This window comes from Streptomyces sp. NBC_00670, from assembly GCF_036226765.1.
In the GTDB taxonomy this organism is placed as follows: Bacteria; Actinomycetota; Actinomycetes; order Streptomycetales; family Streptomycetaceae; genus Streptomyces.
The window spans coordinates 1,308,933-1,332,313 of record NZ_CP109017.1 but is presented as its reverse complement, the minus strand read 5'-3'; the positions used below and the strand labels follow the sequence as shown (position 1 = coordinate 1,332,313).

Sequence of the window (23,381 nt, the reverse complement as noted above, 5' to 3'; positions counted from 1 at the left end):
CCGGTCAGGACCGGACAAGCCCCGCCGCAGCCCCGACGAGACCCCGAGGCACACTCCATGAACTGGGACGACACCACCGACGCCGCCTCCCCCGAGGAACGGCTGGTGGACTCCGTCGCCGACCGCGAGGACCAGGCCGTCGAGGCCGCCCTGCGCCCCAAGGACCTGGGCGAGTTCATCGGCCAGGAGAAGGTCCGCGAACAGCTCGACCTCGTGCTGCGCGCCGCCCGCGCCCGTGGCGCCACCGCCGACCACGTGCTGCTGTCCGGCGCCCCAGGCCTCGGCAAGACCACCCTCTCCATGATCATCGCCGCCGAGATGGGCGCCCCGATCCGCATCACCTCCGGGCCCGCCATCCAGCACGCGGGCGACCTCGCCGCGATCCTCTCCTCCCTCCAGGAGGGCGAGGTCCTCTTCCTCGACGAGATCCACCGCATGTCCCGGCCCGCCGAGGAGATGCTCTACATGGCGATGGAGGACTTCCGGGTCGACGTCGTCGTCGGCAAGGGCCCCGGCGCCACCGCCATCCCGCTCGAACTGCCCCCGTTCACCCTGGTGGGCGCAACGACCCGGGCCGGACTGCTGCCGCCCCCGCTGCGCGACCGGTTCGGCTTCACCGCCCACATGGAGTTCTACGAACCCACCGAACTGGAGCGGGTCGTGCACCGCTCGGCCACCCTCCTCGACGTCGAGATCGACACGGACGGCGCCGCCGAGATCGCCGGCCGCTCCCGCGGCACCCCCCGCATCGCCAACCGTCTGCTGCGCCGCGTACGGGACTACGCCCAGGTCAAGGCCGACGGCCGGATCACCCAGGACATCGCGGCCGCCGCCCTGAAGGTCTACGAGGTGGACGCGCGCGGCCTGGACCGGCTGGACCGCGCGGTGCTCCAGGCGCTGCTCAAGCTGTTCGGCGGCGGCCCGGTCGGCCTTTCCACGCTGGCCGTCGCGGTGGGGGAGGAGCGCGAGACCGTCGAGGAGGTCGCCGAACCGTTCCTGGTCAGGGAGGGTCTGCTGGCCCGCACCCCGCGCGGCCGCGTCGCCACCCCCGCCGCCTGGGCCCACCTGGGCCTCACCCCGCCCCGGTCCACCGCCGCGGGCGGCGGCCAGCAGGACCTGTTCGGCCCCTGAACCCCGGCCGGACCCCCTCCGGACGGGACCCGGCGGCGGAGTGTGACGAACCGGTACTCGCCCCCACAGGAACCCCGGTGCCATGCTGGGCGTTGTTCCTGGCGTGCGGACTCCCTTAGACTCCGCCGATGCCGCCCTTGTGGGCGGCGCCGACCACCCCCATCCGACAGGCCGCCCACCCGAGCGGTCGTGCGAAGGAAACTCCGTCCCGTGAATATCGTGACCCTCCTCCCGTTCATCGTGCTCATCGGGGCCATGCTCCTGATGACCCGCTCGGCCAAGCGCAAGCAGCAGCAGGCCGCGCAGATGCGGAACGACATGCAGCCCGGCTCCGGCGTCCGCACGATCGGGGGCATCTACGCGACGGTCAAGGAGGTCAACGACGAGACGGTCCTCCTGGACGCGGGCCCGGGCGTGGAGCTCGTCTTCGCGAAGAACGCGATCGGCGCCGTCCTCAGCGACGACGAGTACAACCGCATCGTGCACGGCATCGAGCACGACCTGAAGGCCGACGGCAGCATCGTGCCGGACGACGCCTCCTCCCTCACCGAGACCGACGAGCCCGCCGCCGACGCCGTGACCGACGCCTCCGACGACCAGCCCGTGGACCTCGGCAAGAAGGACGCCGAGCCCGTCGCGGACGCCGAGGACGCCCCGGCCGCGGCCGGCGCCACCAAGGCCGAGGACGCGGAGCCGAAGAAGACCGACGGCGAGGCCGACGCGAAGTAGCCGCCCCGGGGCCGCGGCGCGACCGGCTCCGGCCGCGCGGCGACCGGGGTGTGCGGCGACGCACGGAATCCCGACACCATGGCACGGCCGTCCTGCGCCGACCCCGCGCGCGGACGGCCCGAGAGGGAGTAACAGAAGGTGGCAGCACCGAAAAAGGGCCGGAGCGCGAGTGCCCAGAGCAAGCCGTGGCGCGCCCTGGCCCTGATCCTGATCGCCATCGTGGCGCTCACCGGGGGAATGTTCGCCTCGGGACACACCACCCCGCGTCTCGGCATCGACCTCGCCGGCGGCACCAGCATCACGCTGAAGGCGAAGGCCGACCAAGGGTCCGCGATCAACAAGGCCAACATGGACACCGCGGTCGAGATCATGAACCGCCGTGTCAACGGTCTCGGCGTCTCCGAGGCGGAGGTGCAGACCCAGGGGAACGACAACATCATCGTCAACATCCCCAAGGGCACCAACTCCAAGGAGGCCCGCGAGCAGGTCGGCACCACCGCGAAGCTGTACTTCCGCCCGGTCCTCGCCACCGAGGCGAGCGGCGCCGCCGCCAATGCCTCGCCGAGCACCTCGGCGAGCAAGTCCGCCGACGCCTCGCCGAGCAGCTCCTCCTCGGCCAAGGCGGACTCCTCGAAGTCGGACGACTCCAGCGAGAAGGCCACGTCGTCGACCCCGTCGTCCTCCGCCACCTCGCAGGGCCGCGCGGTCACCGGCGCGCTCAAGGAGGACGCCACCCCGTCCTCGTCCGCGAGCCCCAAGGCGTCCTCCAGCACCGGCTCCTCCGACGACACCAGCAAGCTGCAGGCGCAGTACGCGGCGCTCGACTGCTCCAAGGCGTCCGACCGCGCCTCCGCCGGTGACAAGGCCAAGCCCGGCGACTCCACCGTCGGCTGCGGCCAGAACCAGGGCGCCTGGTTCAAGTACCTGCTCGGCCCGGCGGCCGTCGACGGCACCGAGGTCAAGAAGGCCCAGGCCGTCTACGACACCCAGGGCGCGTCCGGCTGGCAGGTCCAGATGACCTTCACCGGCAGCGGCTCCAAGAAGTTCGCCGACATCACCGGTGAGCTCGCGCAGAAGCAGTCGCCGCAGAACGAGTTCGGCATCGTGCTCGACGGCGAGGTCGTCTCCAGCCCGTACGTGCAGCAGTCCATCACCGGCGGCAACGCCGAGATCTCCGGCAGCTTCACGCAGGAGGAGGCCCAGAGCCTCGCCAACATGCTGTCCTACGGCGCCCTGCCGCTCTCCTTCGAGGAGCAGAGCGTCACCACCGTCACCGCCGCGCTCGGCGGCGAGCAGCTGCACGCCGGCCTCATCGCCGGTGCCATCGGCCTGGCGCTCGTCATCATCTACCTGGTGGCGTACTACCGGGGCCTGTCGCTCATCGCCATCGCCTCGCTGCTGGTCTCCGCGACCCTCACCTACGTGATCATGTCGCTGCTCGGCCCGACCATCGGCTTCGCGCTCAACCTCCCGGCGGTCTGCGGCGCCATCGTCGCCATCGGCATCACTGCGGACTCGTTCATCGTGTTCTTCGAACGCATCCGGGACGAGATCCGCGAGGGCCGCACGCTGCGCCCCGCCGTCGAGCGGGCCTGGCCGCGCGCCCGGCGCACCATCCTGGTCTCCGACTTCGTGTCGTTCCTCGCCGCCGCGGTGCTGTTCGTCGTCACCGTCGGCAAGGTCCAGGGCTTCGCCTTCACCCTCGGCCTGACCACCCTGCTCGACGTGGTCGTCGTCTTCCTCTTCACCAAGCCGCTGATGACGATCCTCGCCCGCCGCCGGTTCTTCCACGACGGCCACAGCTGGTCCGGCCTCGACCCCAAGCGCCTCGGCGCCAAGCCGCCCCTGCGGCGCTCCCGTCGTCCCTCCGGTCCTGCCGCGGGCCCCGTCGACCCGAAGGAGGCGTGAGACATGTCGAAGCTCGGCAACCTCGGCGCCCGGCTCCACCGTGGCGAGGTCGGTTACGACTTCATCGGCCACCGCAAGATCTGGTACGGCATCTCGATCCTGATCACGATCACCGCGATCGTCGGTCTCGCCGTCCGCGGCCTCAACATGGGCATCGACTTCCAGGGCGGCGCGGTCTTCACCACCCCGAAGACCAGCGTCTCGGTCGCCCAGGCCGAGACGTACGCGGAGAACGCGGCGGGCCACGACGCGGTCGTGCAGAAGCTCGGCACGGGCGGTCTGCGCATCCAGGTCGCCGGCCTGGACACGTCGAAGTCCGACGAGATCAAGGCCGCCCTGTCCAAGGACATGAAGATCGACGCGGAGAAGATCAACGCCGATCTCGTCGGTCCCAGCTGGGGCGAGCAGATCGCCAACAAGGCCTGGGAGGGCCTGGCGATCTTCATGGTGCTGGTCGTGATCTATCTCGCGATCGCCTTCGAGTGGCGCATGGCCGTGGCCGCCCTCGTCGCCCTGATCCACGACATCACCATCACCACCGGCATCTACGCCCTCGTCGGCTTCGAGGTCACGCCCGGTACGGTCATCGGTCTGCTGACGATCCTCGGTTACTCGCTCTACGACACGGTCGTCGTCTTCGACAGCCTCAAGGAGCAGACGAAGGACCTCACCAAGCAGACCCGCTGGACCTACAGCGAGATCGCCAACCGTTCGATCAACGGCACCCTGGTGCGCTCCATCAACACCACGGTGGTCGCGCTGCTCCCGGTGGCGGGCCTGCTCTTCATCGGCGGCGGCTTCCTCGGCGCGGGCACGCTCAACGACATCTCGCTGTCGCTGTTCGTGGGCCTCGCGGCCGGCGCGTACTCCTCGATCTTCATCGCCACCCCGCTCGTCGCCGACCTCAAGGAGCGCGAGCCGGCGATGAAGGCGCTCACCAAGCGGGTCCGCGCCAAGCGGGCGCAGGCTGCGGAGGACGCCGAACACGCGGGCACCCGCGTCGGCGGCTACGAGGGGAGCGGCGACGACGAGGACGCCGCCCCGGCCGTCGTCGGCCAGCGGCCGCGCTCCGGCACCGGCGCCCCGTCCGGCACGCGCAGCCAGCCCTCCTCGCGCAACCGCGGCCGCGGCCGTCCCTCCGGGAAGCGCCGATGACCGACATCCGAGAGCTGCTGCTGAGCCGCATCCGGGACGTCGCCGACTACCCGGAGCCCGGCGTGATGTTCAAGGACATCACCCCGCTGCTCGCCGACCCGGCCGCGTTCACCGCGCTCACCGACGCCCTCGCGGAGCTGACCGTGCGGCACGGCGCCACGAAGATCGTCGGCCTGGAGGCCCGCGGCTTCATCCTGGGCGCCCCCGTCGCGGTCCGCGCCGGCGTCGGCTTCATCCCGGTGCGCAAGGCGGGCAAGCTCCCCGGCGCGACCCTGCGCCAGGCCTACGAGCTGGAGTACGGCTCCGCCGAGATCGAGGTGCACGCCGAGGACCTGAGCGCCGGCGACCGCGTCATGGTCATCGACGACGTGCTCGCCACCGGCGGCACCGCCGAGGCCTCGCTGGCCCTGATCCGGCGCGCGGGCGCCGAGGTCGCCGGGGTGTCCGTGCTGATGGAGCTCGGATTCCTCAGTGGCCGTGCCCGCCTGGAGCCGGCCCTGGACGGTGCCCCGCTGGAGGCGCTGCTCCAGGTCTGAACCGGCAGGACGCAGTCTGTGACGATACGGGGCGGGCCCGGAGGAATCCGGCGCCCGCCCCGGGCGTTTCGCTGGTAGCGTCCCGTCTCCGCCGCCCGACCGGGAGCCCACGGCCCGGGATCGCTACCATGGGGCTTCCGGAACCTGACCGGGGGACCCGGATCGCGCACGAGGAGTCCTCTTGCCAGACGAGGCCCAGCACCTGACCGCCGCCAAGCCCGGGGAGACCCCCAAGCCCGCGGCCACTCCCGCGTCGGACACGAAGAACGACACCCGCGGGCCGGTCGAGGGCGCCCCGTCGCCGGTCGACAAGCCCGCGTCGCAGACGCGTCCCAAGCCGGCCCCGCCCGAGCGCCCCACCGCTCCCGCGGCCCGTGCCAACACCGGCCAGACCTCGCGCTCCGGCTCCTCCAACCGCGTCCGCGCCCGCCTCGCCCGCCTCGGCGTCCAGCGCGCCAACCCGTACAACCCGGTCCTGGAGCCGCTGCTGCGGATAGTGCGCGGCAACGACCCCAAGATCGAGACGTCGACGCTGCGCCAGATCGAACGCGCCTACCAGGTCGCCGAGCGCTGGCACCGCGGCCAGAAGCGCAAGAGCGGCGACCCGTACATCACGCACCCGCTCGCGGTCACCACCATCCTCGCCGAGCTCGGCATGGACCCGGCCACACTCATGGCGGGCCTGCTGCACGACACCGTCGAGGACACCGAGTACGGCCTGGAGGACCTGCGCCGCGACTTCGGCGACGTCGTCACCCTCCTCGTCGACGGCGTCACCAAGCTGGACCGCGTCAAGTTCGGCGAGGCCGCCCAGGCCGAGACCGTGCGCAAGATGGTCGTCGCCATGGCCAAGGACCCCCGCGTCCTGGTCATCAAGCTCGCCGACCGCCTGCACAACATGCGCACCATGCGCTACCTCAAGCGCGAGAAGCAGGAGAAGAAGGCGCGCGAGACCCTCGAGATCTACGCGCCGCTCGCCCACCGGCTGGGCATGAACACCATCAAGTGGGAACTGGAGGACCTCGCCTTCGCGATCCTCTACCCCAAGATGTACGACGAGATCGTGCGCCTGGTCGCCGAACGCGCCCCCAAGCGGGACGAGTACCTCGCGATAGTGACCGACGAGGTCCAGCAGGACCTGCGCGCCGCCCGCATCAAGGCGACCGTCACCGGCCGCCCCAAGCACTACTACAGCGTCTACCAGAAGATGATCGTCCGCGGCCGGGACTTCGCGGAGATCTACGACCTGGTGGGCATCCGCGTCCTGGTGGACACCGTCCGCGACTGCTACGCGGCGCTGGGCACCGTCCACGCCCGCTGGAACCCGGTTCCGGGGCGGTTCAAGGACTACATCGCGATGCCCAAGTTCAACATGTACCAGTCGCTGCACACGACGGTCATCGGACCCAACGGCAAGCCGGTCGAGCTCCAGATCCGCACGTTCGACATGCACCGCCGCGCCGAGTACGGCATCGCCGCGCACTGGAAGTACAAGCAGGAGGCCGTCGCCGGCGCCTCCAAGGTCCGCACCGACGCCCCCAAGGCGTCCGGCAAGGCCGGCAAGGACTCGGCCGCCATCAACGACATGGCGTGGCTGCGGCAGCTCCTGGACTGGCAGAAGGAGACCGAGGACCCCAGCGAGTTCCTGGAGTCGCTGCGCTTCGACCTCTCCCGCAACGAGGTCTTCGTCTTCACCCCCAAGGGCGACGTCATCGCGCTGCCGGCCGGCGCCACCCCGGTCGACTTCTCCTACGCCGTCCACACCGAGGTCGGCCACCGCACCATAGGGGCACGCGTCAACGGCCGCCTGGTGCCGCTGGAGTCCACCCTGGACAACGGCGACCTGGTGGAGGTCTTCACCTCCAAGGCGCCCGGCGCCGGCCCCTCACGCGACTGGCTCGGCTTCGTCAAGTCGCCGCGCGCCCGCAACAAGATCCGTGCCTGGTTCTCCAAGGAGCGCCGCGACGAGGCGATCGAGCAGGGCAAGGACGCGATCGTGCGCGCGATGCGCAAGCAGAACCTGCCGATCCAGCGCATCCTCACCGGCGACTCCCTGGTCACCCTGGCGCACGAGATGCGCTACTCGGACATCTCCGCGCTGTACGCGGCGATCGGCGAGGGCCATGTCTCGGCGCAGAACATCGTGCAGAAGCTCGTCCAGGCGCTCGGCGGCGAGGAGGCCGCGACCGAGGAGATCGACGAGAGCGTCCCGCCCTCGCGCGGCCGGGGCCGCAAGCGGCGCTCCAGCGCCGACCCGGGCGTCGTCGTCAAGGGCGTCGAAGACGTGTGGGTCAAGCTGGCCCGCTGCTGTACGCCGGTGCCGGGCGATCCGATCATCGGCTTCGTCACCCGCGGCAGCGGCGTCTCGGTCCACCGCAGCGACTGCGTCAACGTCGACTCGCTCTCCCGCGAGCCCGAGCGGATCCTGGAGGTCGAGTGGGCCCCGACCCAGTCCTCGGTCTTCCTGGTCGCCATCCAGGTCGAGGCCCTGGACCGCTCCCGCCTCCTGTCCGACGTGACCCGCGTCCTCTCGGACCAGCACGTCAACATCCTCTCCGCCGCCGTCCAGACCTCCCGCGACCGAGTGGCCACCTCCCGCTTCACCTTCGAAATGGGCGACCCCAAACACCTGGGCCACGTCCTGAAGGCGGTACGGGGCGTGGAGGGCGTCTACGACGTCTACCGGGTGACGTCGGCCAGGCGCCCCTGAAAGGGGCGCGGGGCTGTGTCCTTTGCGCGGCTCCGCCGCGGGGAGCGCGACAAGCCCCCACCCACCCGCACTCCCCACTCGACCCCACCCACCCGAGCTCCCCGGGGTCCAAGGGGCGGAGCCCCTTGGAGGGACGGGAAGGGTAGGGGCGGCGGGGGCGAACCAAACACAGAACCGCCCCCGGCGCACCAGGCACCGGGGGCGGCACAGTCACCGCGACGCGCTCAGCCGCCGAACTCCTGCAACCCCTTCAGCGCCTGGTCGAGCAGCGCCTGCCGCCCCTCGAGCTCCCGCTCGAGCTTGTCGGCCTTGGCCGCATTCCCCTGCGCCCGAGCCTGCTCGATCTGCCCCCGCAGCTTGTCGACGGCGGCCTGAAGCTGCCCGGTCAGTCCCTCCGCGCGCGCCCGCGCCTCAGGGTTCGTCCGCCGCCACTCCGCCTCCTCGGCCTCCTGCAGCGCCCGGTCGACCGTGTGCATCCGCCCCTCGACCCGCGGCCGGGCGTCCCTCGGCACATGGCCGATGGCCTCCCACCGCTCGTTGATGGACCGGAACGCCGCCCGCGCCGCCTTGAGGTCACCGATCGGCAGCAGCCGCTCCGCCTCCTCGGCCAGCTCCTCCTTGAGCTTGAGGTTCTCGGCCTGTTCCGCGTCCCGTTCGGCGAAGACCGAGCCACGGGCGGCGAAGAAGACGTCCTGCGCCCCGCGGAACCGGTTCCACAGGTCGTCCTCGTGCTCGCGCTGCGCGCGGCCCGCCGCCTTCCACTCCGTCATCAGCTCGCGGTAGCGCGCGGCCGTCGCACCCCAGTCCGTCGACCCCGACAGCGCCTCGGCCTCGGCGACCAGCCGCTCCTTGGCCTTGCGGGCCTCCTCGCGCTGCGCGTCCAGGTGCGCGAAGTGCGCCTTGCGACGCTTGGAGAACGCCGAACGGGCGTGCGAGAAGCGGTGCCACAGCTCGTCGTCCGACTTGCGATCCAGACGCGGCAGCCCCTTCCAGGTGTCCACCAGCGCCCGCAGCCGCTCACCGGCCGCCCGCCACTGGTCGGACCCGGCCAGCTCCTCGGCCTCGACGACCAGCGCCTCCTTGGCGTGCCGCGCCTCGTCGGACTGCTTCGCCCGCTGCGCCTTGCGCTCCTCGCGGCGCGACTCGACGGTCGCGACGAGCTTGTTCAGGCGCTCCCGGAGCGCCTGGAGGTCGCCGACCGCGTGATGCGCGTCCACCTGCTCGCGCAGATGATCGATGGCCGCCTGCGCGTCCTTCGCGGACAGGTCGGTCGTCCGCACCCGCCGTTCGAGGAGGCCGATCTCGACAACCAGGCCCTCGTACTTGCGCTCGAAATAGGCCAGCGCCTCCTCGGGGGAGCCGGCCTGCCAGGAACCGACGACCTGCTCGCCGTCGGCCGTACGCACGTACACGGTCCCCGTCTCGTCGACGCGGCCCCACGGGTCGCTGCTCACAGCGCCTCCTCCACATGATGCGCGCGGGGGAGCGGTACACCCCCGGGCATCGTCCACAGTTTCGTCACGGCCAATCTAGGCGACCGGCGGGGCGGCTGTCCGCATCCCGCACGACCGAAATTTCGCAGTTGACGGTCAGGATTTCGTCACGGTGGCCTTGTTGATCACCACGGTCGCGTTGGGGGCGCCGTCACCCGCTCCGGTGTTCTCACCCGCATCGGCGATCTTCTTCAGGACCTTCATGCCGGCGTCGGAAACCGTTCCGAACGGGGTGTAGCTGGCCGGCAGCGGACTGTCCTTGTAGACGAGGAAGAACTGGCTGCCGCCGGTGTGCTTCTGGCCGGTGTTCGCCATCGCGACCGTACCCGCCGGGTAGGTGTCCTTCTTGAGGCTCTTGTCCTTCAGGTTCTCGTCCGGAATCGTGTACCCGGGACCGCCGCTGCCGCTGCCCGTGGGGTCGCCGCACTGCAGCACGTAGATGCTGTTGGTGGTGAGCCGGTGGCACTTGGTGTGGTCGAAGAACCCCTTGCCGGCGAGGAAGTCGAACGAGTTGACGGTGTGCGGGGCGGCCGCCGTCTTCAGGGCGATGTCTATGTCACCGCACGTCGTCGCGAGCTTCATGGTGTAGTCCGCCGACTTGTCGATGGTCATCGCCGGCTCCTTCTTCCAGCTCAGCGACTTCACCTTGCCCTTGGCCGCCTTGTCGCACGGATCCGGCGCCTTGGTGGTCGGGGAGGCGCTCGGCGTCACCTCCGCGCCCGCGTTCTCCTTCTTGTCGTCGTCCTTCATCACTCCGGTCGTGTACAGCGCCACACTGCCCACCACGACGACGCCGAGCACCGAGGCGATCACGGAGTTGCGCACCTTCGCGCGTCGGCGCGCGTCGGTGCGCCGCTGCTGCTGCCGCAAGAACTTCTCCCGGGCGAGCTGACGCCGCCGCTGTTCCTGGCTGACCACGGTGTTGTCTCCTCAAGCGTCTGGTGTCAAGCGTCTCGTGCGCCGACCGGTTCGCGTGCGTGGGCCGGCCGTCCGCGTGTAGCCCCGTACCGTATATGGGTTCGCTGAGGAAACGGCAGCGCCGGTAGGCTCTGACCGGTGCCCGCCCGTCTCCGTACCCGGCCCAGGTCCGGCCGTACGGCGACGAACGGTGACAGAAGACGACAAGAAGGACGAACGTGCTCATTGCCGGATTTCCCGCCGGTGCCTGGGGGACGAACTGCTACCTCGTCGCCCCCGCCGCCGGTGAGGAGTGCGTGATCATCGACCCGGGCCACGAGGCCGCCCAGGGAGTCGAGGACGCGCTGCGCAAGCATCGGCTCAAGCCCGTCGCCGTCGTCCTCACCCACGGCCACCTCGACCACGTCGCCTCGGTCGTGCCCGTCTGCGGCGCCCACGACGTACCGGCGTGGATCCACCCCGACGACCGCTACATGATGAGCGACCCGGAGAAGGCCCTCGGCCGCTCGGTCGGCGCCCAGCTCCTGGGCGAACTCACCGTGGGAGAGCCCGACGACGTGAAGGAACTGGCCGACGGCGCCGTGCTGCCCCTGGCCGGCCTGGAGTTCTCCGTCGCCCACGCGCCCGGCCATACCAAGGGGTCGGTGACCTTCGGGCTGCCCGAGGCGGCGGACATCCCGCCGATCCTCTTCTCGGGCGACCTGCTGTTCGCCGGCTCCGTCGGACGCACCGACCTGCCCGGCGGTGACACGGAAGAACTGCTCGCGTCGCTGGCCCGCGTGTGCCTGCCGCTCGAGGACTCGACCGTGGTGCTGTCCGGGCACGGTCCCCAGACGACCATCGGCCAGGAGCGCGCCACCAACCCGTATCTGCGGCAGGTGGCCGCGGGCAGCCGCGACAGCGGCACGCCCGGCGCTCCCCGACGAGGAATGTGACGAGAAACCCTCCGTGAGCACTTTCAAGGCCCCCAAGGGCACGTACGACCTGCTGCCGCCCGACTCCGCCACCTTCCTGGCGGTGCGCGAGGCGATCGCCCGGCCGCTGCGCAACTCCGGCTACGGCTACATCGAGACGCCCGGCTTCGAGAGCGTCGAACTCTTCGCGCGCGGCGTCGGCGAGTCCACCGACATCGTGACCAAGGAGATGTACGCCTTCGAGACCAAGGGCGGCTCCCGGCTCGCCCTGCGCCCCGAGGGCACCGCCTCCGTGCTGCGCGCCGCCCTGGAGGCCAACCTCCACAAGGCGGGCAACCTCCCGGTCAAGCTCTGGTACTCGGGCTCCTACTACCGCTACGAGCGCCCCCAGAAGGGCCGCTACCGCCACTTCTCCCAGGTCGGCGCCGAGGCCATCGGCGCGGAGGACCCGGCGCTCGACGCCGAGCTGATCATCCTCGCCGACCAGGCGTACCGCTCGCTGGGCCTGCGGAACTTCCGCATCCTGCTCAACAGCCTCGGCGACAAGGAGTGCCGCCCGGTCTACCGCGCCGCCCTCCAGGACTTCCTGCGCGGCCTCGACCTCGACGAGGAGACACTGCGCCGCGCCGAGATCAACCCGCTGCGCGTCCTCGACGACAAGCGGCCCGACGTCCAGAAGCAGCTCACCGACGCCCCGATCCTGCGGGACTACCTCTGCGACGCGTGCAAGGCGTACCACGAGGAGGTCCGCGAGCTGATCACCGCGGCGGGCGTCTCCTTCGAGGACGACGCGCGGCTCGTGCGCGGCCTGGACTACTACACCCGGACGACCTTCGAGTTCGTCCACGACGGGCTGGGCGCCCAGTCCGCGGTGGGCGGCGGCGGCCGCTACGACGGCCTCTCCGAGATGATCGGCGGCCCCGCCCTGCCGTCGGTCGGCTGGGCGCTGGGCGTGGACCGTACGGTGCTGGCGCTGGAGGCGGAGGGCGTCGAGCTGCCGCTGCCCTCCGTGACGAGCGTGTACGCGGTGCCGCTCGGCGAGGAGGCACGGCGGGTCCTGTTCGCCAAGGTGACGGAGCTGCGCAAGCTCGGGATCTCGACGGACTTCGCGTACGGCGGGAAGGGGCTCAAGGGGGCGATGAAGAACGCGAACCGGAGCGGGGCGCGGTTCGCGATCGTCGCCGGCGAGCGGGACCTCGCGGAGGGCGTGGTCCAGCTCAAGGACATGGAGTCCGGCGACCAGGCACCGGTCGGCCTCAACGAAATCGTCGCCGAACTGGAAACCCGCCTGGGCTGAGGGTGCAGAGGGTTCCCCGCGCCCCTGAGAGGGGCGCGGGGAACTGCGCGAAAACGGGGCGAAGCCCCGTGCCGGGGTCCAAGGGGCGGAGCCCCTTGAAGGGACGGGACGGGTAGGGGCGGCGGGGGCGAGAAAAACGAACGCGCACCCCCACCCTCGCTCACCCGTACCCCCACGCCGTCCATCGATGGCGTGAACCCGGCGCCCCCCACCCCCCAACCACCCCTTCTTATCCGCAGCGAACGGTGAACAACCCTCCCCGTACGGCACAATGACCCTGCCCACCCACTCCACCTCAAGCGACGGAATCGGCGTGATGAGCAAGACGACAGTCAGGGACGCGTCCACAGAAGCCACCGACCCGGAGCCGGAGCACACCCCCGCGCCCCGCACGGTCGGCGCCGGCCGCGCCTTCTCCGTGATGCTGGTGATCACCGGCGCCCTCGGCCTGCTCGCCTCCTGGGTCATCACCCTGGACAAGATCAAGATCGCCGAGGCCAAGGCCGAGGGCAGGACGTTCACACCGAACTGCAGCATCAACCCGATCGTCTCCTGCGGCAGCGTCATGGAGAGCAAGCAGGCCGCGGTCTTCGGGTTCCCCAACCCGTTCCTCGGCCTGGTCTGCTACGGCATCGTCATCTGCGTCGGCATGAGCCTGCTCACCCGCGCCCGCTTCCCCCGCTGGTACTGGCTCACCTTCAACTTCGGCACGCTCTTCGGCGTGGGCTTCTGCACCTGGCTGCAGTTCCAGACGCTGTACGAGATCAACGCCCTGTGCCTGTGGTGCTCCCTGGCCTGGGTGATCACGATCACCATGTTCTGGTACGTGACCTCGCACAACGTGCGCAACGACTTCCTGCCCGCCCCCCGCCCGGTGAAGAACTTCCTCAAGGAGTTCACCTGGGTCCTGCCGGTCACCCACGTCGGCATCATCGCGATGCTGGTCCTCACCCGCTGGGGTAGCCAGCTCTGGGCCTCCTGAGTCCTCGAAGGCTCCACCAGCCCTCCTGGGAGCCTCCCGGGGCCCCGAGCCGTCGGCTCCGCGGGCTCCGCCCCGGCGGCCGGCCGCGCATTGTCAGTGGCGTGACTTAGGGTTTTCTCCGTGGAACCCGACCTGTTCACCGCCGCCGCCGAGGAACGCCAGGAGAAGGACCCGGCCGCCAGCCCCCTGGCCGTCCGGATGCGCCCCCGCAGCCTCGACGAGGTGGTGGGCCAGCAGCACCTGCTCAAACCCGGCTCCCCGCTGCGCAGACTGGTCGGCGAGGGCACCTCCGCGGGCAGCCCGGCCGGCCCCTCCTCGGTCATCCTCTGGGGCCCGCCCGGCACCGGGAAGACGACCCTGGCGTACGTCGTCTCCAAGGCGACGAACAAGCGCTTCGTGGAGCTGTCCGCGATCACCGCCGGCGTCAAGGAGGTGCGCGCGGTCATCGACGGCGCCCGCCGCGCCACCGGCGGCTACGGCACGGAGACGGTCCTCTTCCTCGACGAGATCCACCGCTTCAGCAAGGCACAGCAGGACTCCCTGCTCCCCGCCGTGGAGAACCGCTGGGTCACGCTGATCGCCGCGACGACCGAGAACCCGTACTTCTCGGTCATCTCCCCGCTGCTCTCCCGCTCGCTCCTGCTCACCCTCGAACCCCTCACCGACGACGACCTGCGCGGGCTGCTCCGCCGCGCGCTGGCCGACGAGCGCGGGCTCAAGGGCGCCGTCGCACTCCCGGAGGAGACCGAGGCGCATCTGCTGCGGATCGCCGGCGGAGACGCCCGGCGCGCGCTGACCGCCCTGGAGGCGGCCGCCGGCGCCGCGCTGGACAAGGGCGAGTCGGAGATCGGCCTGACCACCCTGGAGGAGACGGTCGACCGGGCCGCCGTGAAGTACGACCGCTCCGGCGACCAGCACTACGACGTGGCCAGCGCCCTCATCAAGTCCATCCGCGGCTCCGACGTGGACGCGGCGCTGCACTACCTGGCCCGCATGATCGAGGCCGGCGAGGACCCCCGGTTCATCGCCCGCCGGCTGATGATCTCCGCCAGCGAGGACATCGGCCTCGCCGACCCGAACGCACTGCCCACGGCCGTCGCCGCCGCCCAGGCCGTCGCCCTGATCGGCTTCCCGGAGGCCGCGCTCACCCTCAGCCACGCCACGATCGCCCTCGCCCTCGCCCCCAAGTCCAACTCCGCGACGACGGCGATAGGCGCCGCCCTGGAGGACGTGCGCAAGGGCCTCGCGGGCCCGGTCCCGGCACATCTGCGCGACGGGCACTACAAGGGCGCCGCCAAGCTCGGCCACGCCCAGGGGTACGTCTACCCGCACGACCTGCCCGAGGGCATCGCCGCCCAGCAGTACGCCCCGGACGCCCTCAAGGACCGCTCCTACTACCGGCCCACCCGGCACGGCGGCGAGGCACGGTACGCGGACGCCGTGGAGTGGACCCGCAGACACCTCGGCCGCGAGCAGCCGTAGGCAACCCCTGCCCGGAGTCCCGGTCGAGAGCAGCCCCGGCCGCCCTGTAGACTCGCCCGGAGTGCTGCGTCCCGTGTCGGCCCCGGCCGACGCCACCAGAGCGGGACACCCAGCCGGAACCTCCACGCCGCACGGCGCGGGAGGATCCAGGAGCGTCGCGCACCGTCGAAGGTGTCGCGGGCAGCCCACCACCAGCCCCGGGGGTCCGTACGGACCCCCGGGGCCCCGGTCGGTGGGCCACTCGCGTGCTGCACGTATGTGCCCAGATCAGGGGAGCGGCTGCCCGGCAGGCCCGGTTCACCGGGCCCGGCGGGTTTCCCCGGCTGCGGATGCGACCTCCCGTAACCCTGGTGAAGCCGTAAGCGAAGAGAAGAGAAGAAGAAGTGGCGAACCAGTCCCGCCCCAAGGTCAAGAAGTCGCGTGCCCTCGGCATCGCGCTGACCCCGAAGGCCGTCAAGTACTTCGAGGCCCGCCCCTACCCGCCGGGCGAGCACGGCCGCGGCCGCAAGCAGAACTCGGACTACAAGGTCCGGCTGCTCGAGAAGCAGCGTCTGCGCGCGCAGTACGACGTGTCCGAGCGCCAGCTCGTCCGCGCCTACGAGCGTGCCGCCAAGACGCAGGGCAAGACCGGTGAGGCCCTGGTCATCGAGCTCGAGCGCCGTCTCGACGCCCTGGTCCTGCGCTCGGGCATCGCCCGCACGATCTACCAGGCCCGCCAGATGGTCGTCCACGGCCACATCGAGGTCAACGGCCAGAAGGTCGACAAGCCGTCCTTCCGCGTCAAGCCGGACGACGTCGTCATGGTCCGTGAGCGCAGCCGTGAGAAGACCCTCTTCTCCATCGCCCGTGAGGGCGGCTTCGCCCCCGAGGGCGAGACCCCGCGCTACCTCCAGGTGAACCTCAAGGCCCTGGCGTTCCGCCTGGACCGCGAGCCGAACCGCAAGGAGATCCCGGTGATCTGCGACGAGCAGCTCGTCGTCGAGTACTACGCCCGCTGATCACCCTCAGCGGACGCGGCACACACCGCGTGCCCGGGCCCGTCGCCCCGCCCTCGTGGCCGGAGCGGCGGGCCCCGGCCGTTCCCGGCGCCGGCCGCCGCCGGACCCTCGCGTTTCCGGCGGCCGGCGCCGGTAATGCGGTACGGAACGGCATGCCGGGCGCGATAGGCTCGGGGACACTGCTTTTTTGATTTTCCCGATGGCTTCGATGTCGTCGGTCATGTTGATGTGCAGGCACGTTTTCAGGGAGCGGGTGCGCGCAGGTGTCCGGTGGAGAGGTGGCCGGGATCCTGGTGGCCGTGTTCTGGGCGATCCTGGTGTCCTTCCTCGCCGTGGCACTGGCGAGGCTGGCCCAGACGCTCCGGGCGACCACCAAGCTCGTCGCGGACGTGACCGAACAGGCCGTCCCGCTGCTGAACGACGCCTCCGCCGCCGTGCGCTCGGCGCAGACCCAGATCGACCGCGTCGACGCCATCGCCACCGACGTCCAGGAAGTCACGTCGAACGCCTCGGCGCTCTCCACGACCGTCGCCTCCACCTTCGGCGGCCCCCTGGTCAAGGTCGCCGCGTTCGGCTACGGCGTACGCCGCGCCCTCACCGGCCGCCGGGACGCACAGCCGTCCGCCGAGCCCCGGAGCGAAGTGATCGTCGGCCGTACCGTCCCGGCCGCCCGCCGGGCCAGGCGCGCACAGCGGGCAGCCGACCGCGCCCACCGCGAAAAGGGGAACTGACCCAGCCATGTTCCGCCGTACGTTCTGGTTCGGCACCGGCGTCGCCGCAGGCGTCTGGGCCACCACCAAGGTCAACCGCAAGCTGAGGCGGCTCACCCCCGAGAGCCTCGCCGCCACCGCGGCCAACAAGGCGCTGGAGACCGGCCACCGGATCAAGCACCGGGCGGTCGGCTTCGCGCTCGACGTCCGCGACAACATGGCCCGCCGGGAGGCGGAACTGGGTGACGCGCTGGGCATCAACGCCCCCGCCCCCGACCGCGAACTCCCCGCACCCCGGCGGTACGCCGCCATCGAGAACCACGACACACCGCGGTACGTCGAGAGGCCGACGTACCACTCGTACAACCGGAATGAGGACCACTGATGGAGTCGGCCGAGATCCGCCGCCGCTGGCTGAGCTTCTTCGAGGAGCGCGGGCACACCGTCGTCCCTTCGGCGTCGCTCATCGCGGACGACCCGACTCTGCTCCTCGTCCCCGCCGGCATGGTGCCCTTCAAGCCCTACTTCCTGGGCGAGGTCAAGCCGCCCTTCGACCGCGCCACCAGCGTCCAGAAGTGCGTGCGCACGCCGGACATCGAAGAGGTCGGCAAGACCACCCGGCACGGCACGTTCTTCCAGATGTGCGGCAACTTCTCCTTCGGCGACTACTTCAAGGAGGGCGCCGCCAAGCTCGCCTGGGAGCTGCTCACCACCCCCCAGGACAAGGGCGGCTACGGCCTGGAGCCCGAGAAGCTCTGGATCACCGTCTACGAGGAGGACGACGAGGCCGAGCGCATCTGGCGCGACATCGTCGGCGTCCCCGCCGAGCGAATCCAGCGCCTGGGCAAGAAGGACAACTTCTGGTCCATGGGCGTCCCCGGCCCCTGCGGCCCCTGCTCCGAGATCAACTACGACCGCGGCCCCGAGTTCGGCGTCGAGGGCGGCCCCGCCGTCAACGACGAGCGGTACGTCGAGATCTGGAACCTGGTCTTCATGCAGTACGAGCGGGGCCAGGGCATCGGCAAGGAGGACTTCGAGATCCTCGGCGACCTGCCGAGCAAGAACATCGACACCGGCCTCGGTCTCGAACGCCTCGCCATGATCCTCCAGGGCGTGCAGAACCTGTACGAGATCGACACCTCCATGGCCGTCATCAGCAAGGCCACCGAGCTGACCGGTGTCGCCTACGGCGACGCCCACGACTCGGACGTCTCACTGCGCGTGGTCACCGACCACATGCGCACCTCCGTGATGCTCATCGGCGACGGCGTCACCCCGGGCAACGAGGGCCGCGGCTACGTGCTGCGCCGCATCATGCGCCGCGCCATCCGCAACATGCGCCTCCTGGGCGCCACCGGCCCGGTCGTCAAGGACCTCATCGACACCGTGATCGAGATGATGGGGCAGCAGTACCCGGAGCTGATCACCGACCGCGAGCGCATCGAGAAGGTCGCCCTCGCCGAGGAGGCCCGCTTCCTCAAGACCCTCAACGCCGGCACCAACGTGCTGGACAGCGCCGTCACCGAGACCAAGGCCGCCGGCTCCACGGTCCTCGCCGGCGACAAGGCGTTCCTGCTCCACGACACCTGGGGCTTCCCCATCGACCTCACCCTGGAGATGGCCGCCGAGCAGGGGCTGTCCGTGGACGAGGACGGCTTCCGCCGTCTGATGAAGGAGCAGCGGGAGCGCGCCAAGGCCGACGCCCTGGCCAAGAAGACCGGCCACGCCGACCTGGGCGCCTACCGCGAGATCGCCGACGCCGCCGGTGCCACCGACTTCATCGGTTACACCGACACCGAGGGCGAGTCCACCGTCGTCGGCATCCTCGTCGACGGCGTCTCCTCGCCGGCCGCCACCGAGGGCGACGAGGTCGAGATCGTCCTCGACCGCACCCCGTTCTACGCCGAGGGCGGCGGCCAGATCGGCGACACCGGCCGGATCCGGGCCGACTCCGGCGCCGTCATCGAGATCCGCGACTGCCAGAAGCCGGTCCCGGGCGTCTACGTCCACAAGGGCGTCGTCCAGGTCGGCGAGGTGACCGTCGGCGCCAAGGCCCAGGCCTCGATCGACGACCGCCGCCGCAAGGCCATCGCCCGCGCCCACTCGGCCACCCACCTCACCCACCAGGCCCTGCGCGACGCCCTCGGCCCGACGGCCGCCCAGGCCGGTTCCGAGAACCAGCCCGGCCGCTTCCGCTTCGACTTCGGCTCCCCGTCCGCCGTCCCGACGGCCGTGATGACCGACGTCGAGCAGAAGATCAACGAGGTGCTCGCCCGCGACCTGGACGTCCGCGCCGACGTCATGGGCATCGACGAGGCCAAGAAGCAGGGCGCCATCGCCGAGTTCGGCGAGAAGTACGGCGAGCGCGTCCGCGTGGTGACCATCGGCGACTTCTCCAAGGAGCTGTGCGGCGGCACGCACGTCCACAACACCGCCCAGCTCGGCCTGGTCAAGCTGCTCGGCGAGTCGTCCATCGGCTCCGGTGTGCGCCGGATCGAGGCCCTGGTCGGCGTCGACGCGTACAACTTCCTGGCCCGCGAGCACACGGTCGTCAACCAGCTGACCGAGCTGGTCAAGGGCCGCTCCGAGGAGCTGCCCGAGAAGATCGCCGGGATGCTCGCGCGGCTCAAGGACGCCGAGAAGGAGATCGAGAAGTTCCGCGCCGAGAAGGTGCTCCAGGCCGCCGCCGGCCTCGTCGAGTCCGCCAAGGACGTGCGCGGGATCGCCGTGGTCACCGGACAGGTCCCGGACGGCACCTCCGCCGACGACCTGCGCAAGCTGGTCCTCGACGTGCGCGGCCGCATCCAGGGCGGCCGGGCCGCCGTGGTCGCCCTGTTCGCCGTGAACAACGGCAGGCCGCTCACGGTCATCGCCACCAACGAGGCCGCCCGCGAGCGCGGTCTGAAGGCCGGTGACCTGGTGCGCACCGCCGCCAAGACCCTCGGCGGCGGCGGTGGCGGCAAGCCGGACGTCGCCCAGGGCGGCGGCCAGAACCCGGCCGCCGTCGGCGAGGCCGTGGCCGCCGTCGAACGCCTCGTCACCGAGACGGCCCAGTAGTGCGCCGGGGACGCCGCCTCGCGATCGACGTCGGGGACGCCCGGATCGGGGTCGCCTCCTGCGACCCCGACGGGATCCTCGCCACCCCGGTGGAGACGGTCCCGGGGCGCGACGTCCCCGCCGCGCACCGCAGGCTGAAGCAGCTCACCGAGGAGTACGAGCCCATCGAGGTCGTCGTCGGGCTGCCGCGCTCCCTCAAGGGGGGCGAGGGTCCGGCGGCGGCCAAGGTGCGCGGTTTCGCCCAGGAACTGGCACGGCTGATCGCGCCCGTGCCGGTACGCCTGGTGGACGAGCGGATGACGACCGTCACGGCGAGCCAGGGGCTGCGCGCCTCCGGCGTGAAGTCCAAGAAGGGCCGCTCCGTGATCGACCAGGCAGCCGCTGTGATCATCCTCCAGCAGGCACTGGAATCCGAACGGGTGTCAGGTACGTCTCCCGGCGAGGGCGTCGAAGTGGTCATCTGATCGCGATACGGTAACGTTCCGCGCGATGCGGATGGGGTTCGAACAGCCACCGCACAGCAAGAGGCGGAACCAAGGCCGGGCCAGGGGGCACGGCGCTACGGAGGCCTCGCGGCTCTAGGGGATCGATGACTGAGTATGGCCGGAGCCCGGGCTCCGAACCGTGGCATCCCGAGGACCCGTTGTACGGGGACGGCGGATGGGGAGGACAGCAGGCCCCGGTCGGCCAGTCCCCCTACGGCGGCCATCAGCAGCCGCAGCAGCAGGGCTACGGCGACTGGAGCCGGGCGCAGCAGCAGCCCGGCTACGACCAGGGACAGCAGCCCTACCCGCAGTACCCGGAGCAGCACGGCCAGCCGTACCAGGGTCACGACCAGTACGGGCACGTGTACCAGGACGTGCAGGGCGGCGGCTACCCCCAGCAGGGCGGTCAGCAGTACGCCGGTCACGTCCAGCAGCAGTACGGGCAGGGCCAGGGCGACGGCGGCTGGGATGGCACCGCGCAGCAGCCGCACCTGCCCGGCGCGCCCCAGCAGCCGCAGGTGCCGGCCGGGGCCCAGCCGCACACGCCGTACGCCAGCGGCCAGAGCGACCCCTACGCCGCGCAGCCCGCGGCAGATCCCGGAACGCACCAGAACTGGGATCCGGGCCCGCCCGAGGAGGAGGAACACCCCTTCTTCGCGGGTGACCCGAGCGGTCCGCAGGACGACGACCCCGTCGGCGACTCCGACGACCCGGAGGACCGGGACGCCCCCGACGGCCGCCGCGGCGGCAAGGGGCGCACCGCCGAGAGAGGCGGCAAGGGCGGCAAGGACAAGGGCAGGAAGCGCCGCAACGGATTCGCCTGCCTGATGGTCGTCCTGGTCTTCGGCGGCGGCCTCGGCGGCGTCGTCTACGTCGGTTACCAGTTCTATCAGAACCGTTACGGCACGGCCCCGGACTACGCGGGCAACGGCACCGACGAGAACGTGACGGTCACCGTCGACAAGGGCACCAACGGCGCCGCCATCGGGCAGCTCCTGAAGAAGGCCGGCGTCGTCAAGAGCGTGGACGCCTTCGTCGCCGCCCAGGCCAACAACCCCAACGGCAACACCATCCAGGCGGGCGCCTACACGCTGCACAAGAAGATGTCCGCGGCCAGCGCCGTCGCCCTGATGCTCGACCCGAAGAGCCGCAACAACCTGGTCGTCTTCGAGGGCGAGCGCAACACCGCGGTCTACGCCGACCTCGACAAGAAGCTCGGCCTGGACAAGGGCACCACCAAGGGCGTCGCCGAAAAGAAGTGGTCGAAGCTCGGCCTGCCCAGCTGGGCCAACACCGACGACGACATCAAGGACCCGCTGGAAGGGTTCCTCTACCCCTCCAGCTACGCCGTCTCCAAGGGCATGAAGCCCGAGGACGTGCTCGCCGACATGGTCAACCAGGCCAAGAAGAAGTACGCCGAGTTCGGCCTGGACGCGAAGGCCAAGAGCCTGGGCCTGGACAGTCCGCTGCAGGTCCTCACCGTGGCGAGCCTCGTGCAGGCGGAGGGCAAGAACAAGGACGACTTCGAGAAGGTCGCCCGGGTCGTCTACAACCGGCTCAAGAAGGACAACACCGAGACCTACGGACTCCTCGACTTCGACTCCACGGTCAACTACCTGCGCGGCGAGTCCAAGCTGGCCACCGGCTCCGTCAACCAGCTGCGCCAGCTGGACGACCCGTACAACACGTACAAGATCAAGGGCCTGCCGCCCGGGCCGATCGACAACCCCGGCGAGGTCGCGATCAAGGCCGCCCTCGACCCGGCCGAGGGCGACTGGTACTACTTCGTCTCGGTCAGCGAGGACAAGACGCTCTTCGCGGAGACCAACGAGGAGCAGAACCGGAACCGCGAGAAGTACCTCGAAGGCCAGCAGAACGGACAATGACCGCCCCATGACCGGCACCGACAGCAACCGCCGGGCCGCCGTGCTCGGCTCCCCGATCGCCCACTCCCTCTCCCCGGTGCTGCACCGCGCCGCCTACGCGGAACTGGGGCTCACCGGCTGGTCGTACGACCGGTTCGACGTGGACGAGGCGGGGCTGCCGGGGTTCTTCGAGGAGCTCGGCGCCGAGTGGGCGGGTCTCTCGCTCACCATGCCGCTCAAGCGGGCCGTCATCCCGCTGGTCGACGAGATCAGCGAGACGGCGGCCTCCGTCGAGGCCGTCAACACCGTGGTCTTCACCGCGGACGGCCGCCGGCGCGGCGACAACACCGACATCCCCGGCATGGTCGCCGCGCTGCGCGAACGCGGCATCGCAACTGTGGACTCCGCCGCGATCCTCGGTGCGGGTGCCACCGCCTCCTCCGCGCTCGCCGCCCTCGCCCGCGTCTGCACCGGCGAGGTCGTCGCCTATGTGCGCAGCGAGGCCCGCGCCGCCGAGATGCGGCAGTGGGGCGAACGCCTCGACGTGCCGGTCCGCACCCGGGACTGGGCGCACGCCGAGGAGGCGCTCGGCGCACCCCTGGTGATCGCCACCACCCCGGCCGGCGCCACCGATGCGCTGGCCGGCGCCGTGCCCGAGCGGCCCGCCACCCTCTTCGACGTCCTCTACGACCCCTGGCCCACCGCGCTGGCGGCGCGCTGGTCGGCGTACGGCGGTGCCGTCGTCGGCGGGCTGGATCTGCTCGTGCACCAGGCCGTCCTCCAGGTCGAACAGATGACCGGCGTGCCGTCCGCGCCGCTGGAGGCCATGCGGAAGGCGGGGGAGCACGCCCTGGCGGCGCGCTGAGCACGGCCGGAACCATGCCTGTGCCGTCCCGCTGTGTGGACCGACCGCCGGATCCCTGCGGGGGACGTGGGAGGATTCGGGACGGCGGGCCGGCATCGCGCACCCGGTCACGCCGTCGCCGTACGCGAGCACGCGCGTACGGGGGG

General features: G+C 71.0%; 19 protein-coding genes. 17 read left to right on the top strand and 2 right to left on the bottom strand.

What is annotated here, in order from left to right; translation table 11 throughout:
* The first annotated feature begins 57 nt into the window (after positions 1-57).
* The 6 genes from ruvB to relA all read left to right on the top strand — a co-directional run bounded on the left by ruvB (position 58) and on the right by relA (position 8,169).
* Positions 58-1,131, top strand: coding sequence for a Holliday junction branch migration DNA helicase RuvB (gene ruvB, locus OIE12_RS05845; RefSeq protein WP_329132437.1), 1,074 nt, complete (start codon positions 58-60; stop codon positions 1,129-1,131).
* 210 nt (positions 1,132-1,341) lie between these two features.
* Positions 1,342-1,860, top strand: coding sequence for a preprotein translocase subunit YajC (gene yajC / locus OIE12_RS05840; RefSeq protein ID WP_329132435.1), 519 nt, complete (start codon positions 1,342-1,344; stop codon positions 1,858-1,860).
* A gap of 138 nt (positions 1,861-1,998) precedes the next feature.
* Positions 1,999-3,768 carry a protein translocase subunit SecD gene (secD, locus tag OIE12_RS05835; protein WP_329132433.1) on the top strand — a complete coding sequence of 590 codons (1,770 nt, stop codon included), beginning with the start codon at positions 1,999-2,001 and terminating at the stop codon, positions 3,766-3,768.
* Positions 3,769-3,771: 3 nt separating this feature from the next.
* Positions 3,772-4,923 (top strand): protein translocase subunit SecF, encoded by a 1,152-nt coding sequence (secF, locus tag OIE12_RS05830; RefSeq protein ID WP_329132431.1) that lies wholly within the window; start codon positions 3,772-3,774, stop codon positions 4,921-4,923.
* A complete protein-coding gene (locus OIE12_RS05825) occupies positions 4,920-5,459 on the top strand; it encodes an adenine phosphoribosyltransferase (protein WP_329132429.1) in 540 nt (179 codons plus the stop codon). The genes secF and OIE12_RS05825 overlap by 4 nt, the downstream gene beginning before the upstream one ends.
* Before the next feature lie 181 nt (positions 5,460-5,640).
* Positions 5,641-8,169: a GTP pyrophosphokinase gene (gene relA, locus OIE12_RS05820; protein ID WP_329132427.1), complete on the top strand. Its 2,529-nt coding sequence runs from the start codon at positions 5,641-5,643 to the stop codon at positions 8,167-8,169.
* 224 nt (positions 8,170-8,393) lie between these two features.
* Here relA and OIE12_RS05815 read toward each other — a convergent pair whose 3' ends face one another.
* Together OIE12_RS05815 and OIE12_RS05810 are read right to left on the bottom strand one after the other, a co-directional pair.
* Complete coding sequence (locus OIE12_RS05815) at positions 8,394-9,623, bottom strand: DUF349 domain-containing protein (protein WP_329132425.1); 1,230 nt, start codon at positions 9,621-9,623, stop codon at positions 8,394-8,396.
* A gap of 135 nt (positions 9,624-9,758) precedes the next feature.
* Positions 9,759-10,580 carry a peptidylprolyl isomerase gene (locus OIE12_RS05810; RefSeq protein WP_329132423.1) on the bottom strand — a complete coding sequence of 274 codons (822 nt, stop codon included), beginning with the start codon at positions 10,578-10,580 and terminating at the stop codon, positions 9,759-9,761.
* 218 nt (positions 10,581-10,798) lie between these two features.
* Here OIE12_RS05810 and OIE12_RS05805 point away from each other — a divergent pair, with 218 nt between their 5' ends.
* The 11 genes from OIE12_RS05805 to OIE12_RS05755 all read left to right on the top strand — a co-directional run bounded on the left by OIE12_RS05805 (position 10,799) and on the right by OIE12_RS05755 (position 23,235).
* Positions 10,799-11,515 carry an MBL fold metallo-hydrolase gene (locus OIE12_RS05805; protein ID WP_030381755.1) on the top strand — a complete coding sequence of 239 codons (717 nt, stop codon included), beginning with the start codon at positions 10,799-10,801 and terminating at the stop codon, positions 11,513-11,515.
* A gap of 13 nt (positions 11,516-11,528) precedes the next feature.
* Positions 11,529-12,791 (top strand): histidine--tRNA ligase, encoded by a 1,263-nt coding sequence (hisS, locus tag OIE12_RS05800; RefSeq protein ID WP_329132420.1) that lies wholly within the window; start codon positions 11,529-11,531, stop codon positions 12,789-12,791.
* A gap of 316 nt (positions 12,792-13,107) precedes the next feature.
* Complete coding sequence (locus OIE12_RS05795) at positions 13,108-13,773, top strand: vitamin K epoxide reductase family protein (protein ID WP_329132418.1); 666 nt, start codon at positions 13,108-13,110, stop codon at positions 13,771-13,773.
* A 120-nt stretch (positions 13,774-13,893) separates the two neighbouring features.
* Positions 13,894-15,255, top strand: a complete 1,362-nt coding sequence (locus OIE12_RS05790; RefSeq protein WP_329132417.1) for a replication-associated recombination protein A — start codon at positions 13,894-13,896, stop codon at positions 15,253-15,255.
* Between the two features lie 383 nt (positions 15,256-15,638).
* Positions 15,639-16,253 carry a 30S ribosomal protein S4 gene (rpsD, locus tag OIE12_RS05785; protein ID WP_030381751.1) on the top strand — a complete coding sequence of 205 codons (615 nt, stop codon included), beginning with the start codon at positions 15,639-15,641 and terminating at the stop codon, positions 16,251-16,253.
* A 263-nt stretch (positions 16,254-16,516) separates the two neighbouring features.
* Positions 16,517-16,984, top strand: coding sequence for a DUF948 domain-containing protein (locus OIE12_RS05780; protein WP_329132412.1), 468 nt, complete (start codon positions 16,517-16,519; stop codon positions 16,982-16,984).
* A 7-nt stretch (positions 16,985-16,991) separates the two neighbouring features.
* Positions 16,992-17,348, top strand: coding sequence for a hypothetical protein (locus OIE12_RS05775; protein ID WP_329132410.1), 357 nt, complete (start codon positions 16,992-16,994; stop codon positions 17,346-17,348).
* The gene (alaS, locus tag OIE12_RS05770; protein WP_329132408.1) at positions 17,348-20,020 is read left to right on the top strand and encodes an alanine--tRNA ligase; all 2,673 of its coding nucleotides are present in this window, start codon (positions 17,348-17,350) and stop codon (positions 20,018-20,020) included. Before OIE12_RS05775 ends, alaS begins: the two co-directional genes overlap by 1 nt.
* Complete coding sequence (ruvX, locus tag OIE12_RS05765) at positions 20,020-20,484, top strand: Holliday junction resolvase RuvX (RefSeq protein WP_329132406.1); 465 nt, start codon at positions 20,020-20,022, stop codon at positions 20,482-20,484. Before alaS ends, ruvX begins: the two co-directional genes overlap by 1 nt.
* A 125-nt stretch (positions 20,485-20,609) precedes the next feature.
* Complete coding sequence (gene mltG, locus OIE12_RS05760) at positions 20,610-22,391, top strand: endolytic transglycosylase MltG (protein ID WP_329132403.1); 1,782 nt, start codon at positions 20,610-20,612, stop codon at positions 22,389-22,391.
* A 7-nt stretch (positions 22,392-22,398) separates the two neighbouring features.
* Positions 22,399-23,235 (top strand): shikimate dehydrogenase, encoded by an 837-nt coding sequence (locus tag OIE12_RS05755; protein ID WP_329132401.1) that lies wholly within the window; start codon positions 22,399-22,401, stop codon positions 23,233-23,235.
* Positions 23,236-23,381: the final 146 nt, after the last annotated feature.